Annotated in this window: 15 protein-coding genes; 7 read left to right on the top strand and 8 right to left on the bottom strand. The window is 46.0% G+C overall.

Going from position 1 to position 17,133, the window contains the following annotated elements; all coding sequences use genetic code 11:
• Window positions 1-15: 15 nt before the first annotated feature.
• Both JOY44_RS19785 and JOY44_RS19780 read right to left on the bottom strand, forming a co-directional pair.
• Window positions 16-882, bottom strand: coding sequence for a PPC domain-containing protein (locus JOY44_RS19785; protein WP_203032067.1), 867 nt, complete (start codon window positions 880-882; stop codon window positions 16-18).
• A complete protein-coding gene (locus tag JOY44_RS19780) occupies window positions 839-1,156 on the bottom strand; it encodes a hypothetical protein (protein ID WP_171575272.1) in 318 nt (105 codons plus the stop codon). The genes JOY44_RS19785 and JOY44_RS19780 overlap by 44 nt, the downstream gene beginning before the upstream one ends.
• A gap of 217 nt (window positions 1,157-1,373) precedes the next feature.
• Here JOY44_RS19780 and JOY44_RS19775 point away from each other — a divergent pair, with 217 nt between their 5' ends.
• A complete protein-coding gene (locus JOY44_RS19775; protein ID WP_171576130.1) occupies window positions 1,374-3,176 on the top strand; it encodes an ATP-binding protein in 1,803 nt (600 codons plus the stop codon).
• A gap of 125 nt (window positions 3,177-3,301) precedes the next feature.
• Here the strand turns inward: JOY44_RS19775 and JOY44_RS19770 are convergent, their stop codons facing one another.
• Complete coding sequence (locus JOY44_RS19770) at window positions 3,302-3,550, bottom strand: hypothetical protein (RefSeq protein ID WP_203032066.1); 249 nt, start codon at window positions 3,548-3,550, stop codon at window positions 3,302-3,304.
• A 336-nt stretch (window positions 3,551-3,886) separates the two neighbouring features.
• On the opposite strand from JOY44_RS19770, the gene JOY44_RS19765 reads away from it, so the two are divergent.
• The 3 genes from JOY44_RS19765 to JOY44_RS19755 all read left to right on the top strand — a co-directional run bounded on the left by JOY44_RS19765 (window position 3,887) and on the right by JOY44_RS19755 (window position 8,063).
• Window positions 3,887-5,629 carry a helicase HerA domain-containing protein gene (locus JOY44_RS19765; RefSeq protein WP_171575271.1) on the top strand — a complete coding sequence of 581 codons (1,743 nt, stop codon included), beginning with the start codon at window positions 3,887-3,889 and terminating at the stop codon, window positions 5,627-5,629.
• 726 nt (window positions 5,630-6,355) lie between these two features.
• Window positions 6,356-7,339 (top strand): RNA polymerase sigma factor, RpoD/SigA family, encoded by a 984-nt coding sequence (locus JOY44_RS19760; RefSeq protein WP_171575270.1) that lies wholly within the window; start codon window positions 6,356-6,358, stop codon window positions 7,337-7,339.
• A 94-nt stretch (window positions 7,340-7,433) separates the two neighbouring features.
• The gene (locus JOY44_RS19755; protein WP_171575269.1) at window positions 7,434-8,063 is read left to right on the top strand and encodes a ribonuclease H-like domain-containing protein; all 630 of its coding nucleotides are present in this window, start codon (window positions 7,434-7,436) and stop codon (window positions 8,061-8,063) included.
• Here the strand turns inward: JOY44_RS19755 and JOY44_RS19750 are convergent.
• Window positions 8,060-8,935, bottom strand: a complete 876-nt coding sequence (locus JOY44_RS19750) for a pirin family protein (protein ID WP_171575268.1) — start codon at window positions 8,933-8,935, stop codon at window positions 8,060-8,062. The two genes, JOY44_RS19755 and JOY44_RS19750, sit on opposite strands and share 4 nt — an antisense overlap.
• A gap of 145 nt (window positions 8,936-9,080) precedes the next feature.
• Between JOY44_RS19750 and JOY44_RS19745 the strand changes: the two genes are divergently transcribed.
• Entirely contained in the window at window positions 9,081-9,764 is a 684-nt protein-coding gene (locus tag JOY44_RS19745; RefSeq protein ID WP_171575267.1) for a class I SAM-dependent methyltransferase, read from the top strand.
• A 22-nt stretch (window positions 9,765-9,786) separates the two neighbouring features.
• Complete coding sequence (locus JOY44_RS19740; protein WP_171575266.1) at window positions 9,787-10,365, top strand: hypothetical protein; 579 nt, start codon at window positions 9,787-9,789, stop codon at window positions 10,363-10,365.
• A 66-nt stretch (window positions 10,366-10,431) separates the two neighbouring features.
• Here JOY44_RS19740 and JOY44_RS19735 read toward each other — a convergent pair whose 3' ends face one another.
• Window positions 10,432-12,600 (bottom strand): NACHT domain-containing protein, encoded by a 2,169-nt coding sequence (locus JOY44_RS19735; protein ID WP_171575265.1) that lies wholly within the window; start codon window positions 12,598-12,600, stop codon window positions 10,432-10,434.
• Between the two features lie 356 nt (window positions 12,601-12,956).
• Between JOY44_RS19735 and JOY44_RS19730 the strand changes: the two genes are divergently transcribed.
• On the top strand, window positions 12,957-13,370 hold the full coding sequence (locus JOY44_RS19730; protein ID WP_171575264.1) for a hypothetical protein: 414 nt from the start codon (window positions 12,957-12,959) through the stop codon (window positions 13,368-13,370).
• Between the two features lie 171 nt (window positions 13,371-13,541).
• On the opposite strand, the gene JOY44_RS32205 is transcribed toward JOY44_RS19730, so the two are convergent.
• The 3 genes from JOY44_RS32205 to JOY44_RS19715 all read right to left on the bottom strand — a co-directional run bounded on the left by JOY44_RS32205 (window position 13,542) and on the right by JOY44_RS19715 (window position 17,055).
• Window positions 13,542-14,903 carry an ATP-binding protein gene (locus JOY44_RS32205; RefSeq protein ID WP_245404936.1) on the bottom strand — a complete coding sequence of 454 codons (1,362 nt, stop codon included), beginning with the start codon at window positions 14,901-14,903 and terminating at the stop codon, window positions 13,542-13,544.
• A 37-nt stretch (window positions 14,904-14,940) separates the two neighbouring features.
• Complete coding sequence (locus JOY44_RS19720) at window positions 14,941-15,369, bottom strand: arsenate reductase ArsC (RefSeq protein ID WP_171575262.1); 429 nt, start codon at window positions 15,367-15,369, stop codon at window positions 14,941-14,943.
• Between the two features lie 288 nt (window positions 15,370-15,657).
• Window positions 15,658-17,055 carry a UDP-N-acetylmuramoyl-tripeptide--D-alanyl-D-alanine ligase gene (locus JOY44_RS19715; protein WP_171575261.1) on the bottom strand — a complete coding sequence of 466 codons (1,398 nt, stop codon included), beginning with the start codon at window positions 17,053-17,055 and terminating at the stop codon, window positions 15,658-15,660.
• Between the last annotated feature and the right edge of the window lie 78 nt (window positions 17,056-17,133).

Genomic DNA, 17,133 nt, shown 5'->3' with positions numbered 1-17,133 from the left:
CGCATCGGTGGAGAGTCAAGTCAAGTCAAGCGTCAGGTTGCTGGTTGCCGACAGACGCAGACTAAAGAAGTCTTGCGTATCTGTTCTGCTGACTGCATCTCGAATCACTTGCTGCCCGGTCAATACACCCAATTCAGCCGCGTTGCCAATCGTGTTGCCAGGCTCAGCCGACACTGCTGAAGAGTTGAGCGTGTAGTTGGTGTTACCCTCATATTGACTGACCCTAAGGTAGTAACTTCCAGCGGCTAACCCTTGCAGGCTGATGGTTTCCGAGGTGGAATCTGTCCGGGTTGACCAGGCGATCGCTTCGCCATCCTCCACTCGCCCGTTAAAGTTAAAGTCCTGCACTAGATACAAATCCGCATCGGCAGATAGGTTGGTGAGCGAGAAATTGACGTTGCTTGCACTGTCGAGTTGAAAGCGGTAAAAATCATCCAGAGCGCTAGTGCCAACATAGTCTTTAAAAGTACGGTTGCCGCTGAGAGTGCCCAAGTTACGGGCATCGGTGAGGGTTTCTCCGGCAGCATCAGCGGTGAGGGAAACGGTGTAATTAGTGGTGCCGCTGTACTGTTTAATCAGCGCATAGTAAGTTCCAGTTGCCAATCCAGTGAGGCTCAAAGATTCTTGGTTGCCGTCATTGATAGAGGAGCGCAGCATTTCTCCTTTGTCGATGGTTCCATTACTATTGCTATCGCGATACAGATAAATATCCGCATCACCGCTGGCTCCTGCCATGAGCGTCATCGTTAGATCGCTGAGTGCAGTCAGGTTAAACCGAAAATATAGCGTTTCCGGCTCCTGTGAGGTACAAACTAAAGGCTCAAACCCTTGCTCTCTATTATTCTGCCCGTACCTCATCCGACAGAAAACCGCTATAATCATTGCGATCGCTGCTGCTCACCTGCCCGTTATTGATCCAACGTCCTTCCAGGTTGCCGATGTTTGTTGCGGTAGCTAGGGTGTTTCCTCCCGCAATGGAAGTAGTTGCCGATAAATTACTAGACGATGCACTACTTGATATCAACTCAGGTTGTTGTAGAGGATCTACAAGCCCTGAATGGGTAGAACCTAAACCCGCTGTTTGAGTAGACAACGAAGGGGTGCTGCTACCTGTTGATGACGAAAAAACAGAACTTTGATCGTGTGATTCAAACATCGTTAAACATCCTTAAATTGGTAGAACACAAAAAGCCGGGGGCTGGTGAACTATCAGATCAAGGTTGAAAAATTATGCGATCGCCCAGAAAGCAGTATGAAGAGTAGGCTCTACACCAGAATTGCGAAAAGACCGGGACAAAATTTCGCACCATGCAAACTTAGCTAATCTTAACGGGCACACTACAGGTTACTTTGCCCAAAAAGGAACGGAAGCGATGCCTACGGTACTACATAATCTTTTGTCAGAGTCTTTCGTGCCTCACGGGCATTGCTACCTTTGGAAACCTGAACTCGTTTGGCTCAATGTGGTCTCAGATGGGCTGATCGCTTTAGCTTATTATTCAATTCCAATCGTGTTGCTCTACATTGTTCGCAAGCGGGGCGACATTCCATTTGACTGGGTAGTTTGCTTGTTTGGCGGATTTATTGTTGCTTGCGGCACAGGGCACCTACTCAATATTTGGACGATATGGCACCCAACTTACTGGCTGTCTAGCGTTATTAAATCTTTGACCGCTGCCATTTCTATTGGTACGGCGATCGTTTTGATATCGTTAATTCCCAAAACTTTAAAACTGCCAAGTCCGGGTCAAATGGCAGCAGCAAACCAACAACTAGAAAATGAAATCCTAGAGCGGCAAGAAGCAGAGAAAGAATTAGAAATGATTCATCAACGCCTAAAGTTTCACGTTGAAAATTCGCCTTTGGCAGTTGTGGAGTGGGATCGGGATTTTCGTATTCAAGGATGGTCGAAACGGGCAGAAGAGTTGTTTGGCTGGAGCGCAGAAGAAACAGTTGGATTGCTTCCCGATGAACTTAAGTTTGTTTATGAGGAAGATAGTGCGATCGTAGAAGAAATGATTGCCTGTTTGACTGACGGAGGTACGCCTCGAAATTTTTGCCAAAATCGTAATTACACCAAAGCAGAAAACATTGTTTATTGCACCTGGTATAACTCAGCGCTATCCAATGAGGTAGGAGAGCTTGAGTCTACATTATCGCTAGTACTAGATGTCACAGAACAGAAGCTAGCACAAGAAGCTTTGCAAAAATCTGAAGCCTCACTAAGACAGAGATCGCAGCAGCTAGAAGAAATCCTACAAGAATTACAGCATACACAAAGTCAACTGATTCAAACGGAAAAGATGTCAAGTTTGGGACAACTTGTTGCGGGGGTTGCTCATGAAATTAATAACCCTGTAAATTTTATTTTTGGCAACTTAAATCACATTAATACTTACAATCGCGATTTGATTGGGCTAGTGGTACTGTATCAAATGCACTATCCAAATCCAATCCAGGAGATTCGCGATCGCATTGAAGAAATTGAATTTGATTTCCTTCAAGAAGACTTGCCAAAAATTTTGTCTTCTATGAAAATTGGCGCTGATCGGATTCGCCAAATCGTTCTATCTTTGCAAAATTTTTCACGTCATGATCAATCCGAAATGAAGTCAGTCAATATTCATGAAGGAATCGATAGCACACTGCTGATTTTGCAACACCGCCTCAAAGGAACAGCAGATTATCCAGTCATTGATGTGGTTAAAAATTATGATTCATTGCCATTGGTGGAGTGCTACGCAGGGCAACTAAATCAGGTATTTATGAATATTTTGAGCAATGCGATTGATGCGTTAGGAGAGGGAATTGGCGTTAGAAAATTCACATCTAGAGCAGGCTCTAGCTCTCAACTTTCGATTTCTAATCCTCGCATTTCGATCCACACTGAGCTGGTTGGTAACCATGTGGCTATTCGGATTGCAGATAATGGTGGTGGAATGTCAGAGTCGGTGCGATCGCAGTTATTTGATCCCTTCTTCACAACAAAACCCGTTGGCAAAGGCACCGGACTTGGACTATCGATTAGCTATCAAATTATTGTGGAAAAACATGGCGGTAGCTTGGAATGTTCATCTAAACCGGGTCAAGGCACTGAGTTTACAATTCAAATTCCTCTCCAGCCTCAAAAGATTGAACTGAGTCAATCAACCGTGGCAAGTATGCATCTTGAGTAAGTGTGTGGTAACAGGTGTGCTCACAATTTCCACTTCGTGTTCGCCCTAATAACTAGCTCTAACCGGATGCGTAATCGCGCTCCATGCAATGGGCAGAAGCAACAAAACTACCCAGCCTAAATTGCTTAAAAGGGTGGGATTTGACTAGCAAGAGCAGTTGGGAGCACAGACGCAAGCAGTAAAAGAGGAGCCACGATCTCGCCTTGCAATGGGCGAACAACGACCTCACCATGGGCAGGCTTGGGAGCCGCAATCGATTCCCGCACCAAGATCGAAGCTGCTATTGACAGTACTAAATGAGCAACCTTGCGAAATTGAGATAGCTTGCGACTATTTGCAAGAAAATGCTTGGTTTTCAAGAGTAAATGAGGCATTGCCTTAAGGTTGATGAAAATAAATCACCCTACTGCTTCTCGCCGAGTTCCAAAATAGTCCATCTACAATAACCCATGCAGAAATTGTGAAGAGTTCATCCTTGAGGGCTAAAAATGTATAAAACTAGATGAAAAAATTTTCCAGATTACGGGTTTCGAGAACACGATAAAGCCACCCAATCGGCTCAGCTCTTTGGTTTGTGTTAGCTAAGTATTTAAATAAGCTATCTTAAGTAGAACAGATCTACCAATCTAGATGGAACTGGTGTATTATTTCAACCTATTTAAGCTAAGCTCAGTTCAATAACAGCTTGAGTACCATCTGGTAATTGCTTCATGAATCCAGAGAATCCCCTTGGTTCAGTTATTCAGGGTTCCCTTAGTCAAGGGTTAGAAGTCCGCCTGCATGCAGAGGTGCTGGTGGAAGATATGCGGGTGGGTAAGTTTTTAGTCGTGCAAGGACGGCGATCGCGCTTCTTTTGCATGTTGACTGATGTCGCACTGGGTACCAGCAGTCCCCGCATTTTGGCAAACCCTCCAGAGCCTGAGAACACCTTTTTGCAAGAAGTATTAGCTGGCACAGGCACCTATGGCACGGTGAACCTTACGCCAATGTTGATGATTAGTGATATTCAGGGGACAGAAGACAGCAGACAAAGATCAGAGCAAGAAAAGGATCAAGAGCAAAAAAGCAATTCAAAACTCAAAAAAGCAACCTCCTACAAGGCTCAATCGAGTGCCCCGATTGAACTGCTGCCCGTTAAAACAATACCTAGCCACTTTAGCCAGGTATTTGACGCAAGTGAGTGGGATTTTCGGGCAGTGTTTGGTTGGGAAGATGACCCGCATCGGCGAAACTTTGCGATCGGTCAGCCGATCGATATGGAGGTGCCAATCTGCATCGATCTCGATCGCTTTGTCGAGCGCAGCAACGGCATATTCGGTAAATCGGGTACAGGCAAATCGTTCCTAACGCGGCTGTTGCTGTCGGGTATTATTCGCAAACAGGCGGCGGTAAACCTGATTTTTGACATGCACTCAGAATACGGCTGGGAAGCAACCCGTGAAGGCAAGCAGTTTAGCACCGTAAAAGGCCTGCGGCAGCTGTTTCCTGGACAGGTGCAAATCTACACGCTTGATCCCGAATCGACGAAGCGGCGTGGGGTGCGCGATGCCCAAGAGCTTTACATTAGCTACGACCAGATTGATGTCGAAGACTTGATGTTAGTGCGTGGTGAACTGAATCTGTCGGAAGCTAGTTTAGAAAATGCCATCATTTTGCGAAATGAATTTGGTAAGGCTTGGATTTCGCGGTTGTTGACCATGAACAACCCAGAAATTCAGGAGTTTTGCGAGACGAAGATGGGCAGCAAGTCTTCGATCATGGCACTGCAACGCAAACTGCAACGACTGGATGGGCTGAAATATATTCGCAATACCTGTCCACACAACTATGTTGGGCAAATTTTGGACTCTTTGGAAGCTGGAAAACATGTGGTGGTTGAGTTTGGCTCCCAGTCAAATTTGTTGTCCTACATGTTAGCAACTAACGTGATTGCGCGACGAATTCACCATGCTTATGTGCAAAAGGCAGAGCGATTTTTGCAGACAAAAAACGTCAGCGATCGCCCCCAGCAAATGGTGATCACCATCGAAGAAGCCCATCGGTTTCTTGATCCAGCAACAGTTGGGCAAACGATTTTTGGCACGATCGCCCGTGAAATGCGAAAGTACTTTGTTACCTTGCTTGTGGTGGATCAGCGCCCTTCGGGAATAGATAACGAAGTCATGTCTCAAATTGGCACTCGCATTACCGCCCTGCTGAATGATGAAAAAGATATTGATGCAATTTTTACGGGGGTTTCTGGTGCGCAAGGGCTGCGATCTGTACTGGCAAAACTGGACTCCAAACAACAGGCACTCATTTTGGGACATGCCGTTCCCATGCCCGTCGTTATCCGCACTCGCGCTTATGATGAAACCTTCTATGCCGCAGTAGGCGACACCGCTTGGGATGAAATTCCTGATTCGGTTGTGTTCAAAGCGGCTGAAGCTGCCAGAGCAGATTTAGGTTTTTAATCAATCCAACTGACACACCACAGTCGTATAACCTTCACATCACAGCTAAACCCGTTGGATATAACTATAGTCAAGCCCAACTACTTCGGTTAATGGACTCACAGTAATCAAATACGCTTTTGCCGCATTCCTTAAAACTGACTAATTTCGTAGTTCTTTTGATCTGCCTTTTAGTTCGGTTCTTTCTACCCATATCTATAAAACCGCCCTTTCAGATTCGGATATCCCGCTTATTTCAGACTATTCAAATCTAAAGAATTAATTCAATATGAAGTTATGAAACAACAATTTCTCTCGAAATTACAGCTTGATTACATCTTCTGAAGGGTTGAAAGGTTAGCCACTCAAGATCTGTTGATTCTGTATTCCGTATATCAAAAGATCACCCTACAGGAGGAAATGAAAAGACAGTCATCGCGCTTATAATTTTCATTATAAGAATTCCAAAGTGAACTCGTAATGATTTTGGATTAATCAACCCAAATCTTATTCTAAGTACATCAACTGCTTTTTACTATTCCTGTCAATTATTCACCGCTTCAGCTATTAGTTCTTCCATTATTTATTTAGAGCGCAGCTTCTAAATAGGTGAAATAAGTTTTCTCAAAAGTTCAGTTTTTCCGAAAAGGTTTTTACTAATGATGTTATTCACATAACTTCCTTTAGAAAAGAGCCTTTTATTTCAGTCGTTCTTCCCGTTTATTGTTTACGGAGTGTTTGTCACAAATGACCACTGCCACTGCAAAGTCCAAGACCGCTAAACCCGCATTCACGGTAGACATGGTTCGTACTTATCTCCATGAGATCGGTCGTGTACCCATGTTGACCCATGAGCAAGAAATTGTTTATGGCAAGCAAGTGCAGCAAATGATGGCGCTGCAAGATAAGAAAGAATCACTTGCTAAGTTGTTGAGCCATGATCCAACTGATGAAGAATTGGCAGATCATGCTCACATGAGCGAGGGTGACCTGAAAGATCTGATGCATCGCGGTCGTCGAGCCAAGCAAAAGATGATCGAGGCAAACTTGCGCCTGGTGGTGTCGATCGCCAAGAAGTATCAGAAGCGTAATCTGGAATTTTTGGATCTGATTCAAGAAGGCACGATGGGTTTAGAACGCGGCGTAGAAAAATTTGATCCGATGCGCGGCTACAAGTTTTCAACCTACGCTTACTGGTGGATTCGTCAGGCAATCACTCGTGCGATCGCCCAACAAGCACGTACGATTCGTTTACCGATTCATATCACCGAAAAGCTGAACAAAATCAAGAAAACTCAGCGCGAACTTTCTCAACAGCTAGGGCGGGCAGCCACCGCTTCGGAGGTAGCTGATGCGTTAGAGCTAGAACCTGGTCAGATTCGCGAGTTCTTGACTCTGTCTCGGCAGCCCGTTTCGTTAGATTTGCGTGTGGGCGATAACCAAGATACTGAACTGCAAGATTTGCTGGAAGATGATGGTCCTTCACCTGAAACTTTCATGGCGCAAGAATCACTGCGGCAAGACTTGGCAACTTTGATGGCTGATCTTACGCCACAACAAAGAGAAGTAATTGCTCTAAGGTTTGGTTTAGAAGATGGTCATGAATTATCGCTAGCAAAAGTAGGCGAACGTATGAGCATTAGCCGCGAAAGGGTTCGCCAACTAGAACGTCAAGCTTTAGATCACCTACGCCGTCGTAAAGCGCGAGTACGTGAATACTTAGCGAGTTAAGGGCGAGTTAAGCGTAGAAAACAGATTATGGGGTACAGATTATAGGGGGAGGCAAAGCCTGTACCCTATAGTCTGTACCTTATTTTTTATTGCCATGGTGCTACAGGATTTCCAGATTTGCGATCGCGACCTCACCGATGAGCAGCTAACTGAATATTTGCTTGCCGAGGCGATCGCGGTGGATACAGAAACCATGGGTCTAAACCCTCAGCGCGATCGTCTATGCTTAGTGCAGCTATGCGACCCTAGCGATCGGGTGACCGTGGTTCGCATTCAGCGAGGGCAAACGGCTGCGCCCAACCTAAAGCATCTTCTAGAAGCCGTCAATGGGACAAAGATCTTTCACTTTGCTCGATTTGACATCGCCACCCTACGCCATCATCTTGACATTCACGTTCAACCAATTTTTTGTACCAAAATTGCTAGCAAACTAGCCCGTACTTATGCTCCTAGACATGGGCTGAAAGATTTGGTCATGGAACTAGAAAAGGTGGAACTGGACAAAAGCGCTCAAAGTTCGGATTGGGGAAATGCGGCAAACCTATCGGATGAGCAACTTCGCTATGCTGCAAATGATGTTCGCTACTTGATTAGCGCTCGTGAAAAACTGATTACCATGCTGAAGCGCGAGGAACGTTGGCAATTAGCACAGGATTGCTTTCAGTGTTTATCCACAATCACGGCTCTTGACCTACTGCAATATCAAAATATTTTTGAACACTAAGAGGCAGTTTCTGGAAGTGGAATGAATTCTGTTTCCTGAGGCACTTTGGCAAATCGATCTGCCTGCCAATCTTGCTTTGCCTGTTCAATTCGTTCGGGTCGGCTAGAAACAAAGTTCCACCACTTGTGCCGCTCGCCTAAAGGTTCACCCCCAATAATAATGCAGCGCGCTTCTATTTCAGAGGCAACTTCAATGGGAGTATCCGTAGCCAAAATTGCTAGCCGATGCTGTTCCAGCGGATGATGATCCACTATTAAACCGTCTGTAACGCTGTAAATGGCGCGATCGCTGTAGCCATCCGGCAGCGTAAACTGTGTTCCAGGAGATAGCTGCACATCCAGATAAACAATCGGCGAAAAGGTGTTAACGGGGGAAGTGTAGCCATAGGCTTGTCCGGCAATTAGCTTGAAAGATACACCATTGTCTTCCCAGGTAGGTAAATCGGCGGCTGGATAGTGGAAAAATGCAGGCTCGGTTTCTTCATCTTCTTGGGGAAGCGCTACCCAGGTTTGAATGCCATGTAGCCTTGCTTCCTGCCCTCGAACATCGGCGGGTGTGCGCTCAGAATGGACAATACCACGACCCGCTGTCATCCAATTGACTGCTCCAGGATGGATTTCTTGGACGCTGTTCAAGCTATCGCGGTGCAGCAAGATTCCTTCAAATAAATAGGTGACGGTTGCTAAATTAATGTGGGGATGCGGTCTAACATCAACCCCGTGGTCGGGTGGAAAGACAGCCGGTCCCAAATGGTCGAAAAAAATAAAGGGTCCAACCATCTGGCGATCTCGGTGAGGTAGAATGCGCCTCACTTCAAAGCCGCCTAAATCTTTCACTTCCGATTCAATAATTTGAGTAATGCTAATGGACATAACAGATTGGCTTGCCTGGTTTAGGTAAAGGTTGCAATAACGCCTTTTAGTATAAACTCGCTAGTCACAAGGTTACAGTTGTCCAATTAGCCTACTTTGGATTTAGTAGAGCTTCAAGGTAGTCTCATTCTAAAGACAGCAAGCTATGAGAACGGATTACCCAGGGCACGATCGTATTTACCAACGCAACCGGAACGATCCAGATTATGCAGGTTGGTTCAAATACGACGAGATGATTGAATATTGGCAACTGAGTTGGCGACCTTTGACTCAGAAAAATGCGTTTCCAAAGCAAGGAAAACTTCTGGAACTTGGCTGCGGAGCGGGAAATCCCAGTATTTTTCTAGCACAAGCAGGATACAACGTAACGGGTATTGATATTGCTCCAACTGCGATTGCTTGGGCGATTGAAAATGCATTTAAAGCAAACATTCTCGTTACTTTTATGCAGGGTGATGTGTTGAGGTTGACTGAAGTTGCCGATGCGTCATTTAATATCGCTTTAGATAGTCGTTGTTTTCACTGCATTATTGGCAGTGATCGCGCTCAATTTTTACGAACTGCCCATCGAGTCCTCAAACACAGCGGCATTTTGGTAATCAACACCATGTGTAATGAGGTTCCAGCAACACCCTACTGGAATAACTACTTTGATGTGCAAACGCGCTGTACCATTCATGATGGTTTGGCAACCCGTTATGTTGGCGATTCTAATGATATTCTGCAAGAGATTATCCAATCTAGTTTTCGAGTTTTGGATGTAGAAGTTTTGCCCCGTAGGAATGAGGAGGACATAGCAGAACTGCAAGTAATTGCGGAAAAGAGATGAAAAAGTATTCTGAGAAAAAGGAATGAATAAGTTACTGATATTTTTAAGCCAGCCTATAATTATTACGTTGCTATCTTTGTTGATTGGAAGTTATCTTTTTACTTTACTTGCAGAACGTAGAGCAAAAAGAGAAAAGAGCAGGGAAAAAGCAATTCAATTGATTGAAGAGGTTGGTAACGATTTCAACGCTGTTTTTGCGCGCATCATTGGTCGCGTCAGATTAGGTAACTTCAACATTGAGAGAGATTCGCCACTCAATGAAAAAAGAGGATTGTTATTCACGAAAAGATTTAGTGTCAGAATTAAAAGCGAAGCTTATCTAAGAAATAAAGATTTTTGGAAAAAATATGATTATTTGGTATTTGAAATAGACAAGATTATTACAGTAATGAAATCAACTACAGAAGTAGCAGATGTACAAGAAATCGTCAAAGAGATCAGGAGACATCAGCAAAAACTTTTTCATGAGTGGACTATTGATGAGGACAGGCGCGAACCTAATGTCTCTTCACTATCTGATGAGCTAGAAATTTGGCATCGCATGATTTGGGATAGAGCAGTTTGGCTGCTATCTACAAATTTGAAAGCTGAGTTGCGGTGACGGTGGTGAAACAATTGCAATTGACGATACAACAGTTTTCGTTAAAGACAGACACTTCTCCACTTACTAGGACGATATCCGCAAGAGGCGTTGTTCGATACCTGCCCAGGTGCGGGGCGAAACCCTGACTGCCGCCTGTTTACAGCGCACGAGCAGCCAGTTGGCATAGAGATAGCGATCAAGTTTTCGCAGTTCTTCGGTGGAAAGGCTGATCCAGGTGGGATCAAGTTTGAGGATGCTAAACCAGGTGTGGAACACTTGTGTGTGAAATTCTTGCAGCACGGTTGCCGACTGGCGGATATCCGGAGATCGCAGATTCAATGCCCTTAACTGTGTCACCAGTTCGTGTAGTGTCGTTTCGTGAAATGGCTCTAGCTTAGCGAGTTCATCGGTAAAGGTTTTGGTGAGTGTTTTGGCGAATGCCTGCCCTATTAAGCGAGTCGGCAGCGATCGCGTGAGGGCGATCGCCAACGCACGAGTGGGAATTGCCGACCGGGCAGGAGTATTGTCTTCGGTGTATGCCGACTCCAAAGTGCGAATATTTGCCAGGGTGCGCGCTAGTTCCAGCGTGCTTGCCAGGTTAGGATCTAGCACCCGCGCCAAATTTAGAGCGCGATGATTCACGAGCGCCAAAAATAAGGCAGTCGTGCGCTTGGCGGCAGGCGACAGGCGACCCGTCGATTCTGTAGTGACCTCCTCAGTCCATTGCAGTAACGCCTTCAACTTTGGCGTGTTGATGAAAGTGTTTGCCTGTGCCTCCATTGCCAGCAGCAGAGCATCCGCCCCGCCCCGCATCACGCCTGCTACGAGCAAAAACACTTCTTGCCAGCGCTCATGAGTCAGGTGTTCTTGCACCAGGGTTTGGGTGAGTTGGTGGTCGTCAATGTACTGCGCTGCCAGATATTCCTGCAAGGTCAGGTGAGAAAACGAGTAAACTTCCTGTGCCCGCTCTACCAGAATGCCCTGCTGAATCGCGATCGCCTCTAGCACGGCTTCTCCATCTAAATGCTTGGGTGCATTCAGGTTTTCTGCCAGAAAGGTACGGATTTGGTCTACGACCTCGCGTTTGGTAAAAAACAATCGATTCGCCTCGAAGTGTTTAAAGGCAATCTCTGCCAGCATGATCTCCTCCAGCGCAATGCTGAGATCTTGATAAATTGGATCGCGCTGAATTCGCCGTTCCGATGCCCACTTTTTCAGTAACACATCCAGCGCTTCGCCATACAGCACCGCTCGATTTTTGGGAAAAGTTTGGGAATCGTCAAACACCAAACACAACAGAGTAAGCAGTAAAGGCGTATGGGCAAGTTCCTTAGTGGCGACATATTCTGGCTGCTGCAACAGATTCCAGCAGCGCTGTGCCGTAGTCAGCTTTAAGTCTTCTTCCGACTGAAACCAGCGGTGAATAAACTGCTTCACCTGTTCGTGGTCAAAGTCTGCCATTGCCACATCACTAAACCGATAAAAGTTGTTGCGGTAGGCAGCAAGGCGACAGGATGCTACAAAGCGATTTTTGTCATATTGATCGACAAAGTTTTGAATCTGCTGAATGGCGCTGGTCATCTGCTTGGTGGGCACTTCATCTAGCCCATCTAACAAAATCAACAGGTTGCCGGCTTCCAGCAGTTTGGTCGTGACAAGCTCTGGCGATGGAATGCCACAAATGCGAAACTCTTGGGCGATCGCCTGTTCAATGGCAATTTCATTGGAGGCGAAGTTCTTCAACTCAACTAGCACCGGGATGCACTCATGCACATAGCCATTTTCGAGGCTATTCCCCTTCAGTGCTTCCAAGCCCATTTTGCGTAAAAAGGTCGATTTGCCTGCACCGGGACCGCCCAGCACCATTAGGTATTGCTTGTCATTGGCAACCCGCAGCCCATCCATTTTTTTGGCTTTCTTTTGAAAGCGGCGATCGGGCTGTTCGCGAAATGCCTTTTCTAGGTCTTCAATCGAGTCAAATCGGCTAATGCTCTCCCGATCCAAAAATTGCACTGCTGTATAGACCGACTCCAAAGGCACGGGTTCTCGCATTCCCAGCACCTTCATCATGCCGTGGCGTTTGGCGTAGTTCCAGGCATATTGCTCCGACGCTTTTTTAATAATCTGTGCGGCATCTTCGCTTTGTTCCTGCACCCAACTGGCAAACCGTGTGCCGCCTTCACACAGCACACGGCTGCAAATAGAGCCAATGGTTAAGGCTGCTGCCGAGATAAACATCTGCTCAAATGGCATAGGGAAATCATCCGTCGCAAATTATTTGTTCGCTGTAAAACTACTGTAATCCACAGCCCCGTTTGTCCCCACCCAATTTTGAGTGAGGCGATCGCTGTCAGCCACATAAATCAGAAAGTGTGCGGAAAGATTCTGCCTATTTACCCCAAACGGCATACTATATGGCAATATTCTGCCTGTCTACCTAACTAGGGGCGTTATACAGAAACTATCTGCATAATTACCCAGATTAGGATCTTGGGCAGAAACCTTCCGTTTAACAAATAGTTATACTGCTTGAATTTAGTGGTGTAGGTATGGAATGAATTTTAGAACTTAAGTAAAGCTATGAATTCTCTATAACGGAGATGTGGGCTGTGAATAAAAATAATCCGTTTTCTCTACAAGACGACCACGAATTATACAGGAAAAGACCTACTCCCCTACTCCCTAGAGAACTGCTTGAAGTTAGCACTATTGACATTTTGATTCTTGATGGAAGCGGTGCTATTGGAGGGCTGAATATCCTTGATAACGCGCCTCGTAAACGTATTGAGGATCAAGCTGTACAGAAAATTGCTGACTTATTTCGCCAATTACCTTCAGGAGATCCAGCACGTTGCCATACTCCACCATTCGGTTTGCGGTTTTACACCCAGGATAGTTCGCAAAGACAATGCTCGATATGTTGGCAGTGTAATAATATTTATGGAGACTTTCAATATGATTTTGATGCAGAAGATTCTATTTCTCAGAACCTGTTAGCCTTGCTGACTCAGCTTTCTAAGTGAAATTAAGATTTGATTCTCGCTAGAGATCGCCACATAACAACCCCAATCCACACCGACTGCGAGAGGCTATCTGAATAAGCGTTTGAGGTTGCCAGCGGCGGGTGATTAGGGACTGCTTGAAACGAAATCAGAAGTCTTAACTTTACTCATCCTTAAGGTTATGCGGGAGCTTTATAAATCTGTCAGTGAAGTAGGAAGTTCAATCACAAACTCGGCTCCCTGACCCGGTTGAGAACAACAATACAAGTTACCGCCATGTTTCTCCACAACAATTTGACGGGCGATCGCTAATCCCAATCCGGTTCCTGTACCAACTGCTTTGGTCGTAAACGATTGATCAAAGATGGAGGCTTGCACCTCTGCCGTCATGCCAGGTCCGTTATCAGCAATGTAAATCAAAACCTGTTGCTCATTTTCCGAGAGCCGTGTGCGAATTTCAATTCGATGAGGGTTAGCTCTAAGCCCTTCAAAGCTGCATTGCTGCTGCGATTCTTCTAATGCCTCAATCGCATTTGCCAGTAAATTCAAGAAAACTTGATTGAGTTGCCCAGCGTAACACTCAACGGTTGGCAGCCCTCCGTATTCTTTTATGACTTCAATGTCAGGTCGGCTCTCATTCGCCTTCAGACGATGTTTCAGGATTAAGAGTGTACTATCAAGACCTTCGTGAATATTGAAAGGAACGGGGCGATCGCTATCGGTTCGCGAGAAAATTCGCAGACTGGTACTGATATGTTTAAGACGATTTACCCCCTCCTGCATCGAACCGATAAGTTTTGGCAAATCTTCCCGTAAATAGTCCAGATCAATTGCCTCCATTTCAGCACTAATATCTGGATCAGTTGTAGGATACTTCTCCTGATACAAGTCAATCAAGCCAAACAAGTCCTGCACGTAATCTCTAGCAGGTTGCAGATTACCTGCTAAAAAACCTACTGGATTGTTGATCTCATGGGCGATCCCGGCTACAAGATTGCCCAGAGCCGACATTTTTTCATTCTGAATGAGTTGCAGTTGCATCTGCTGAAGTTGCTGAAATGCCTGTTCTGCCCGTTCTTTTTCGTGAACCAGTGCCGAGGTTCGTTGTTGAACCCGCGCTTCTAGAGCCTGATTACTGTGTTCGAGCAAACGTTTTGCCTCTTGTAGATCCAGTTCCGCCTGTTTGCGCAGGGTAATATCGGTTGCAAGTAGCGAGTACTGGCTAATAATTCCTTCCGAATCGCAAATAGGCTGTCCATCCATCAACAACCATGCTTGAGTGAGGAGTCCTTCCTGTTGATAGGCAAACTCAAACTTAAAGCTTTCACCTTTGATCAGTTGTTCCTGAATATAGGTCTTCTGTGGCAAGTGCTGAGCATTGAGCGAGAGAATTTGAAAGAACTTTTGTCCAATCATTTCCTCAAGCGATTGTTTGCTGTGCAAAGAAAATGCTTGATTAGCCCATAGAAATCGTCCAGCACGGTCGATCAGCGCCATAAGCAAATCTTCGCGATCGGCAAGAGCTTGTGCTATGACCATAGAAAACTTAACCATATTTGGTATACCCAGGCTAAGAATTTGTGGGCGAAGCTCACAGAGCGTCGCGCCTGCCTGCAACATAGGCTAACAAGATACGACTGATATCGTCCCGAATTTGGCGAAACACCACGAGTTTTTCATTTTCAGTTCCTACTGCCGAAGCGGGATCTGGAAAACTGAAGTGATGGCGCTTGGTTGACGCAGGTAAGACCGGGCAACTCTGATCAGCATGGTCGCAGACGGTAATTACCGTCTCAATTGGCTCATCAAAAAAAGCATTGATGTGTTTGCAGGTATTTCCAGAAATATCAATCCCGATTTCTGACATCACTTTGACTGCCAGTGGATGAACCTCTGCAGCAGGGTCCATGCCAGCACTTTGAGCATCAAATAAATCATCGGCTAATTCTCGCAAAAAACCTTCAGCCATTTGGCTGCGGCAGGAATTGCCTGTACAAAGAATGATTAAGCGAGGTTTCATGGGTTATTTGAGGAGAGTGTTGGCTTGAGTTAACCAAGGAGCGTTAAGAGCATTACTCAAGAAGGTTGAGGTTACCTCCCGTTATCAAAATACCCAAAAAGCTTGAGCATGAGTAATAAGAAGCCAAAGTCTCATCCTCTGGAGCTTTGAATATGGTGGCTAACTATCCAATACAGCGGGCGGCTGAAAGCTGCTAGTCCTAAATTTAAGGACATCTGCCACCGCTGATTTGAGCTGTAGCTGACATCAACCTATTGTGAATACGCGTGTGTAAGAACCTTGATTCAATTACTGGCAACGATCGCGACGGAATTGGTTCACCACTTGGTCAAGTCCAACAGCACGAGATGCTTTGAAAAGCAGGCGATCGCCACTTTGCGCCAGCACTTTCAACCGTTCGACCAGTTGTGACTGACTGGTAAAGCATTCAGTAGGAATTCCCGCGGCACCCGCCTTCATGGCGGCAGCTTCGAGAGGATCGGCGAGGATCAGCAGGTAATCGACCTGAAGCTGTTGAGCCGTGAACCCAACCCGTTGATGAAACTCTGGCGATCGCTCCCCCAATTCTTTCATCGTGCCCAGTATTGCAATATGCCGTTTGCCAGGGGTTTGCATGAGCAAATGTAGAGATGCCAGCATGGATTCTAGTCCCGCATTATACGTTTCATCTAAAATCACGATGTCGTTTGGGAGGTCGTAGCGTTTAGCACGTCCGCCCGGAAGCTCTACGGTCATCCCTTGCATGAGCGGCGACCAATCTAAACCCAAGACTTTAGCCACCGTTAACGCTGCTAGATAATTAATGGCATTGTGGCGACCGGGCAAGGGCAAGGGTAGATCAATGCCCTCGACTTGCAGCGTATTTGGATCGAGCAAGTGCCCGTGAATGTCTCCCCCATCTAGCCCAAACGTGAGGGTTTTGCCTTGCCAAACTTCAGCGGCTGTTTTGAGGAGTAAGGGATTGTCGTGGTTGAGAATGGCGATACTGTCAGCGGAAAGCTCGGCTAGAAGTTCGCATTTTGCCTGGGCGATCGCAAGTTCTGATCCCAATCGTTCAATATGAGCAGTGCCAACGTTCGTAATCACCGCGATAGTAGGTTGGGCAATGGTGCTCAGCAATGCAATCTCTCCTCGTCCGCGCATCCCCATTTCCACAATCGCGTAGTCATGACTGGCATCCAGTTCTAACAGCGTTTTGGGTACTCCAATCTCGTTGTTGTAATTTGCTTGAGTTTTTAAGACTTGAGGTAAACCGGGGCTGGCATGTGAAAGAACAGCAGCAATTAACTCTTTGGTGGTCGTTTTGCCAACGGAACCCGTCACAGCAATGACTGGAATAGTGAACTGGGTGCGCCACCAGTGGGCGATCGCCTGATATGCCACTAGCGTATCTTTTACCTGAATTAGCGGAAATGGCTGTTCAGCCTGCTGAGTGTCAAAATCTGCCCTCAAAAATTCGCCATCCACAATGGCTGCGATCGCACCCTTTTCAAACGCTGTCGTCACAAATTGATGCCCATCAAATTGCTCACCGCGCAATGCTACAAACACTTCTCCAGGTTTGATAGCGCGAGTATCAGTTGTGATCCCTGTTGCTAAGGTTGTTAGTGCCGCATCGTCTAATAAATTGATTAGCGTGGCGTTGAGCAAACTAACAAGCTGGGTCAGGGTTGCTTGGCAAGGCATAGGGCAGCAATCAAAAAGGTCTAGCTGCTATTGAACTTCCAACCTCCACCTTTGGCAAGTTTTCCAATAAGTTTCTCA

Origin of the sequence: Leptolyngbya sp. Cla-17 (assembly GCF_016807185.1) — a bacterium.
Taxonomy (GTDB): Bacteria; Cyanobacteriota; Cyanobacteriia; order Leptolyngbyales; family Leptolyngbyaceae; genus ULC077BIN1.
This window is presented reverse-complemented; position numbering and strand designations above follow the sequence as displayed.

Bases quoted from the DNA above. Each gene is read 5' to 3' on its own strand.
- JOY44_RS19785 (WP_203032067.1), bottom strand. From the start codon at position 882: ATGATTATAGCGGTTTTCTGTCGGATGAGGTACGGGCAGAATAATAGA.
- JOY44_RS19780 (WP_171575272.1), bottom strand. From the start codon at position 1,156: ATGTTTGAATCACACGATCAAAGTTCTGTTTTTTCGTCATCAACAGGT.
- JOY44_RS19775 (WP_171576130.1), top strand. From the start codon at position 1,374: ATGCCTACGGTACTACATAATCTTTTGTCAGAGTCTTTCGTGCCTCAC.
- JOY44_RS19770 (WP_203032066.1), bottom strand. From the start codon at position 3,550: ATGCCTCATTTACTCTTGAAAACCAAGCATTTTCTTGCAAATAGTCGC.
- JOY44_RS19765 (WP_171575271.1), top strand. From the start codon at position 3,887: ATGAATCCAGAGAATCCCCTTGGTTCAGTTATTCAGGGTTCCCTTAGT.
- JOY44_RS19760 (WP_171575270.1), top strand. From the start codon at position 6,356: ATGACCACTGCCACTGCAAAGTCCAAGACCGCTAAACCCGCATTCACG.
- JOY44_RS19755 (WP_171575269.1), top strand. From the start codon at position 7,434: ATGGTGCTACAGGATTTCCAGATTTGCGATCGCGACCTCACCGATGAG.
- JOY44_RS19750 (WP_171575268.1), bottom strand. From the start codon at position 8,935: ATGTCCATTAGCATTACTCAAATTATTGAATCGGAAGTGAAAGATTTA.
- JOY44_RS19745 (WP_171575267.1), top strand. From the start codon at position 9,081: ATGAGAACGGATTACCCAGGGCACGATCGTATTTACCAACGCAACCGG.
- JOY44_RS19740 (WP_171575266.1), top strand. From the start codon at position 9,787: ATGAATAAGTTACTGATATTTTTAAGCCAGCCTATAATTATTACGTTG.
- JOY44_RS19735 (WP_171575265.1), bottom strand. From the start codon at position 12,600: ATGCCATTTGAGCAGATGTTTATCTCGGCAGCAGCCTTAACCATTGGC.
- JOY44_RS32205 (WP_245404936.1), bottom strand. From the start codon at position 14,903: ATGGTTAAGTTTTCTATGGTCATAGCACAAGCTCTTGCCGATCGCGAA.
- JOY44_RS19720 (WP_171575262.1), bottom strand. From the start codon at position 15,369: ATGAAACCTCGCTTAATCATTCTTTGTACAGGCAATTCCTGCCGCAGC.
- JOY44_RS19715 (WP_171575261.1), bottom strand. From the start codon at position 17,055: ATGCCTTGCCAAGCAACCCTGACCCAGCTTGTTAGTTTGCTCAACGCC.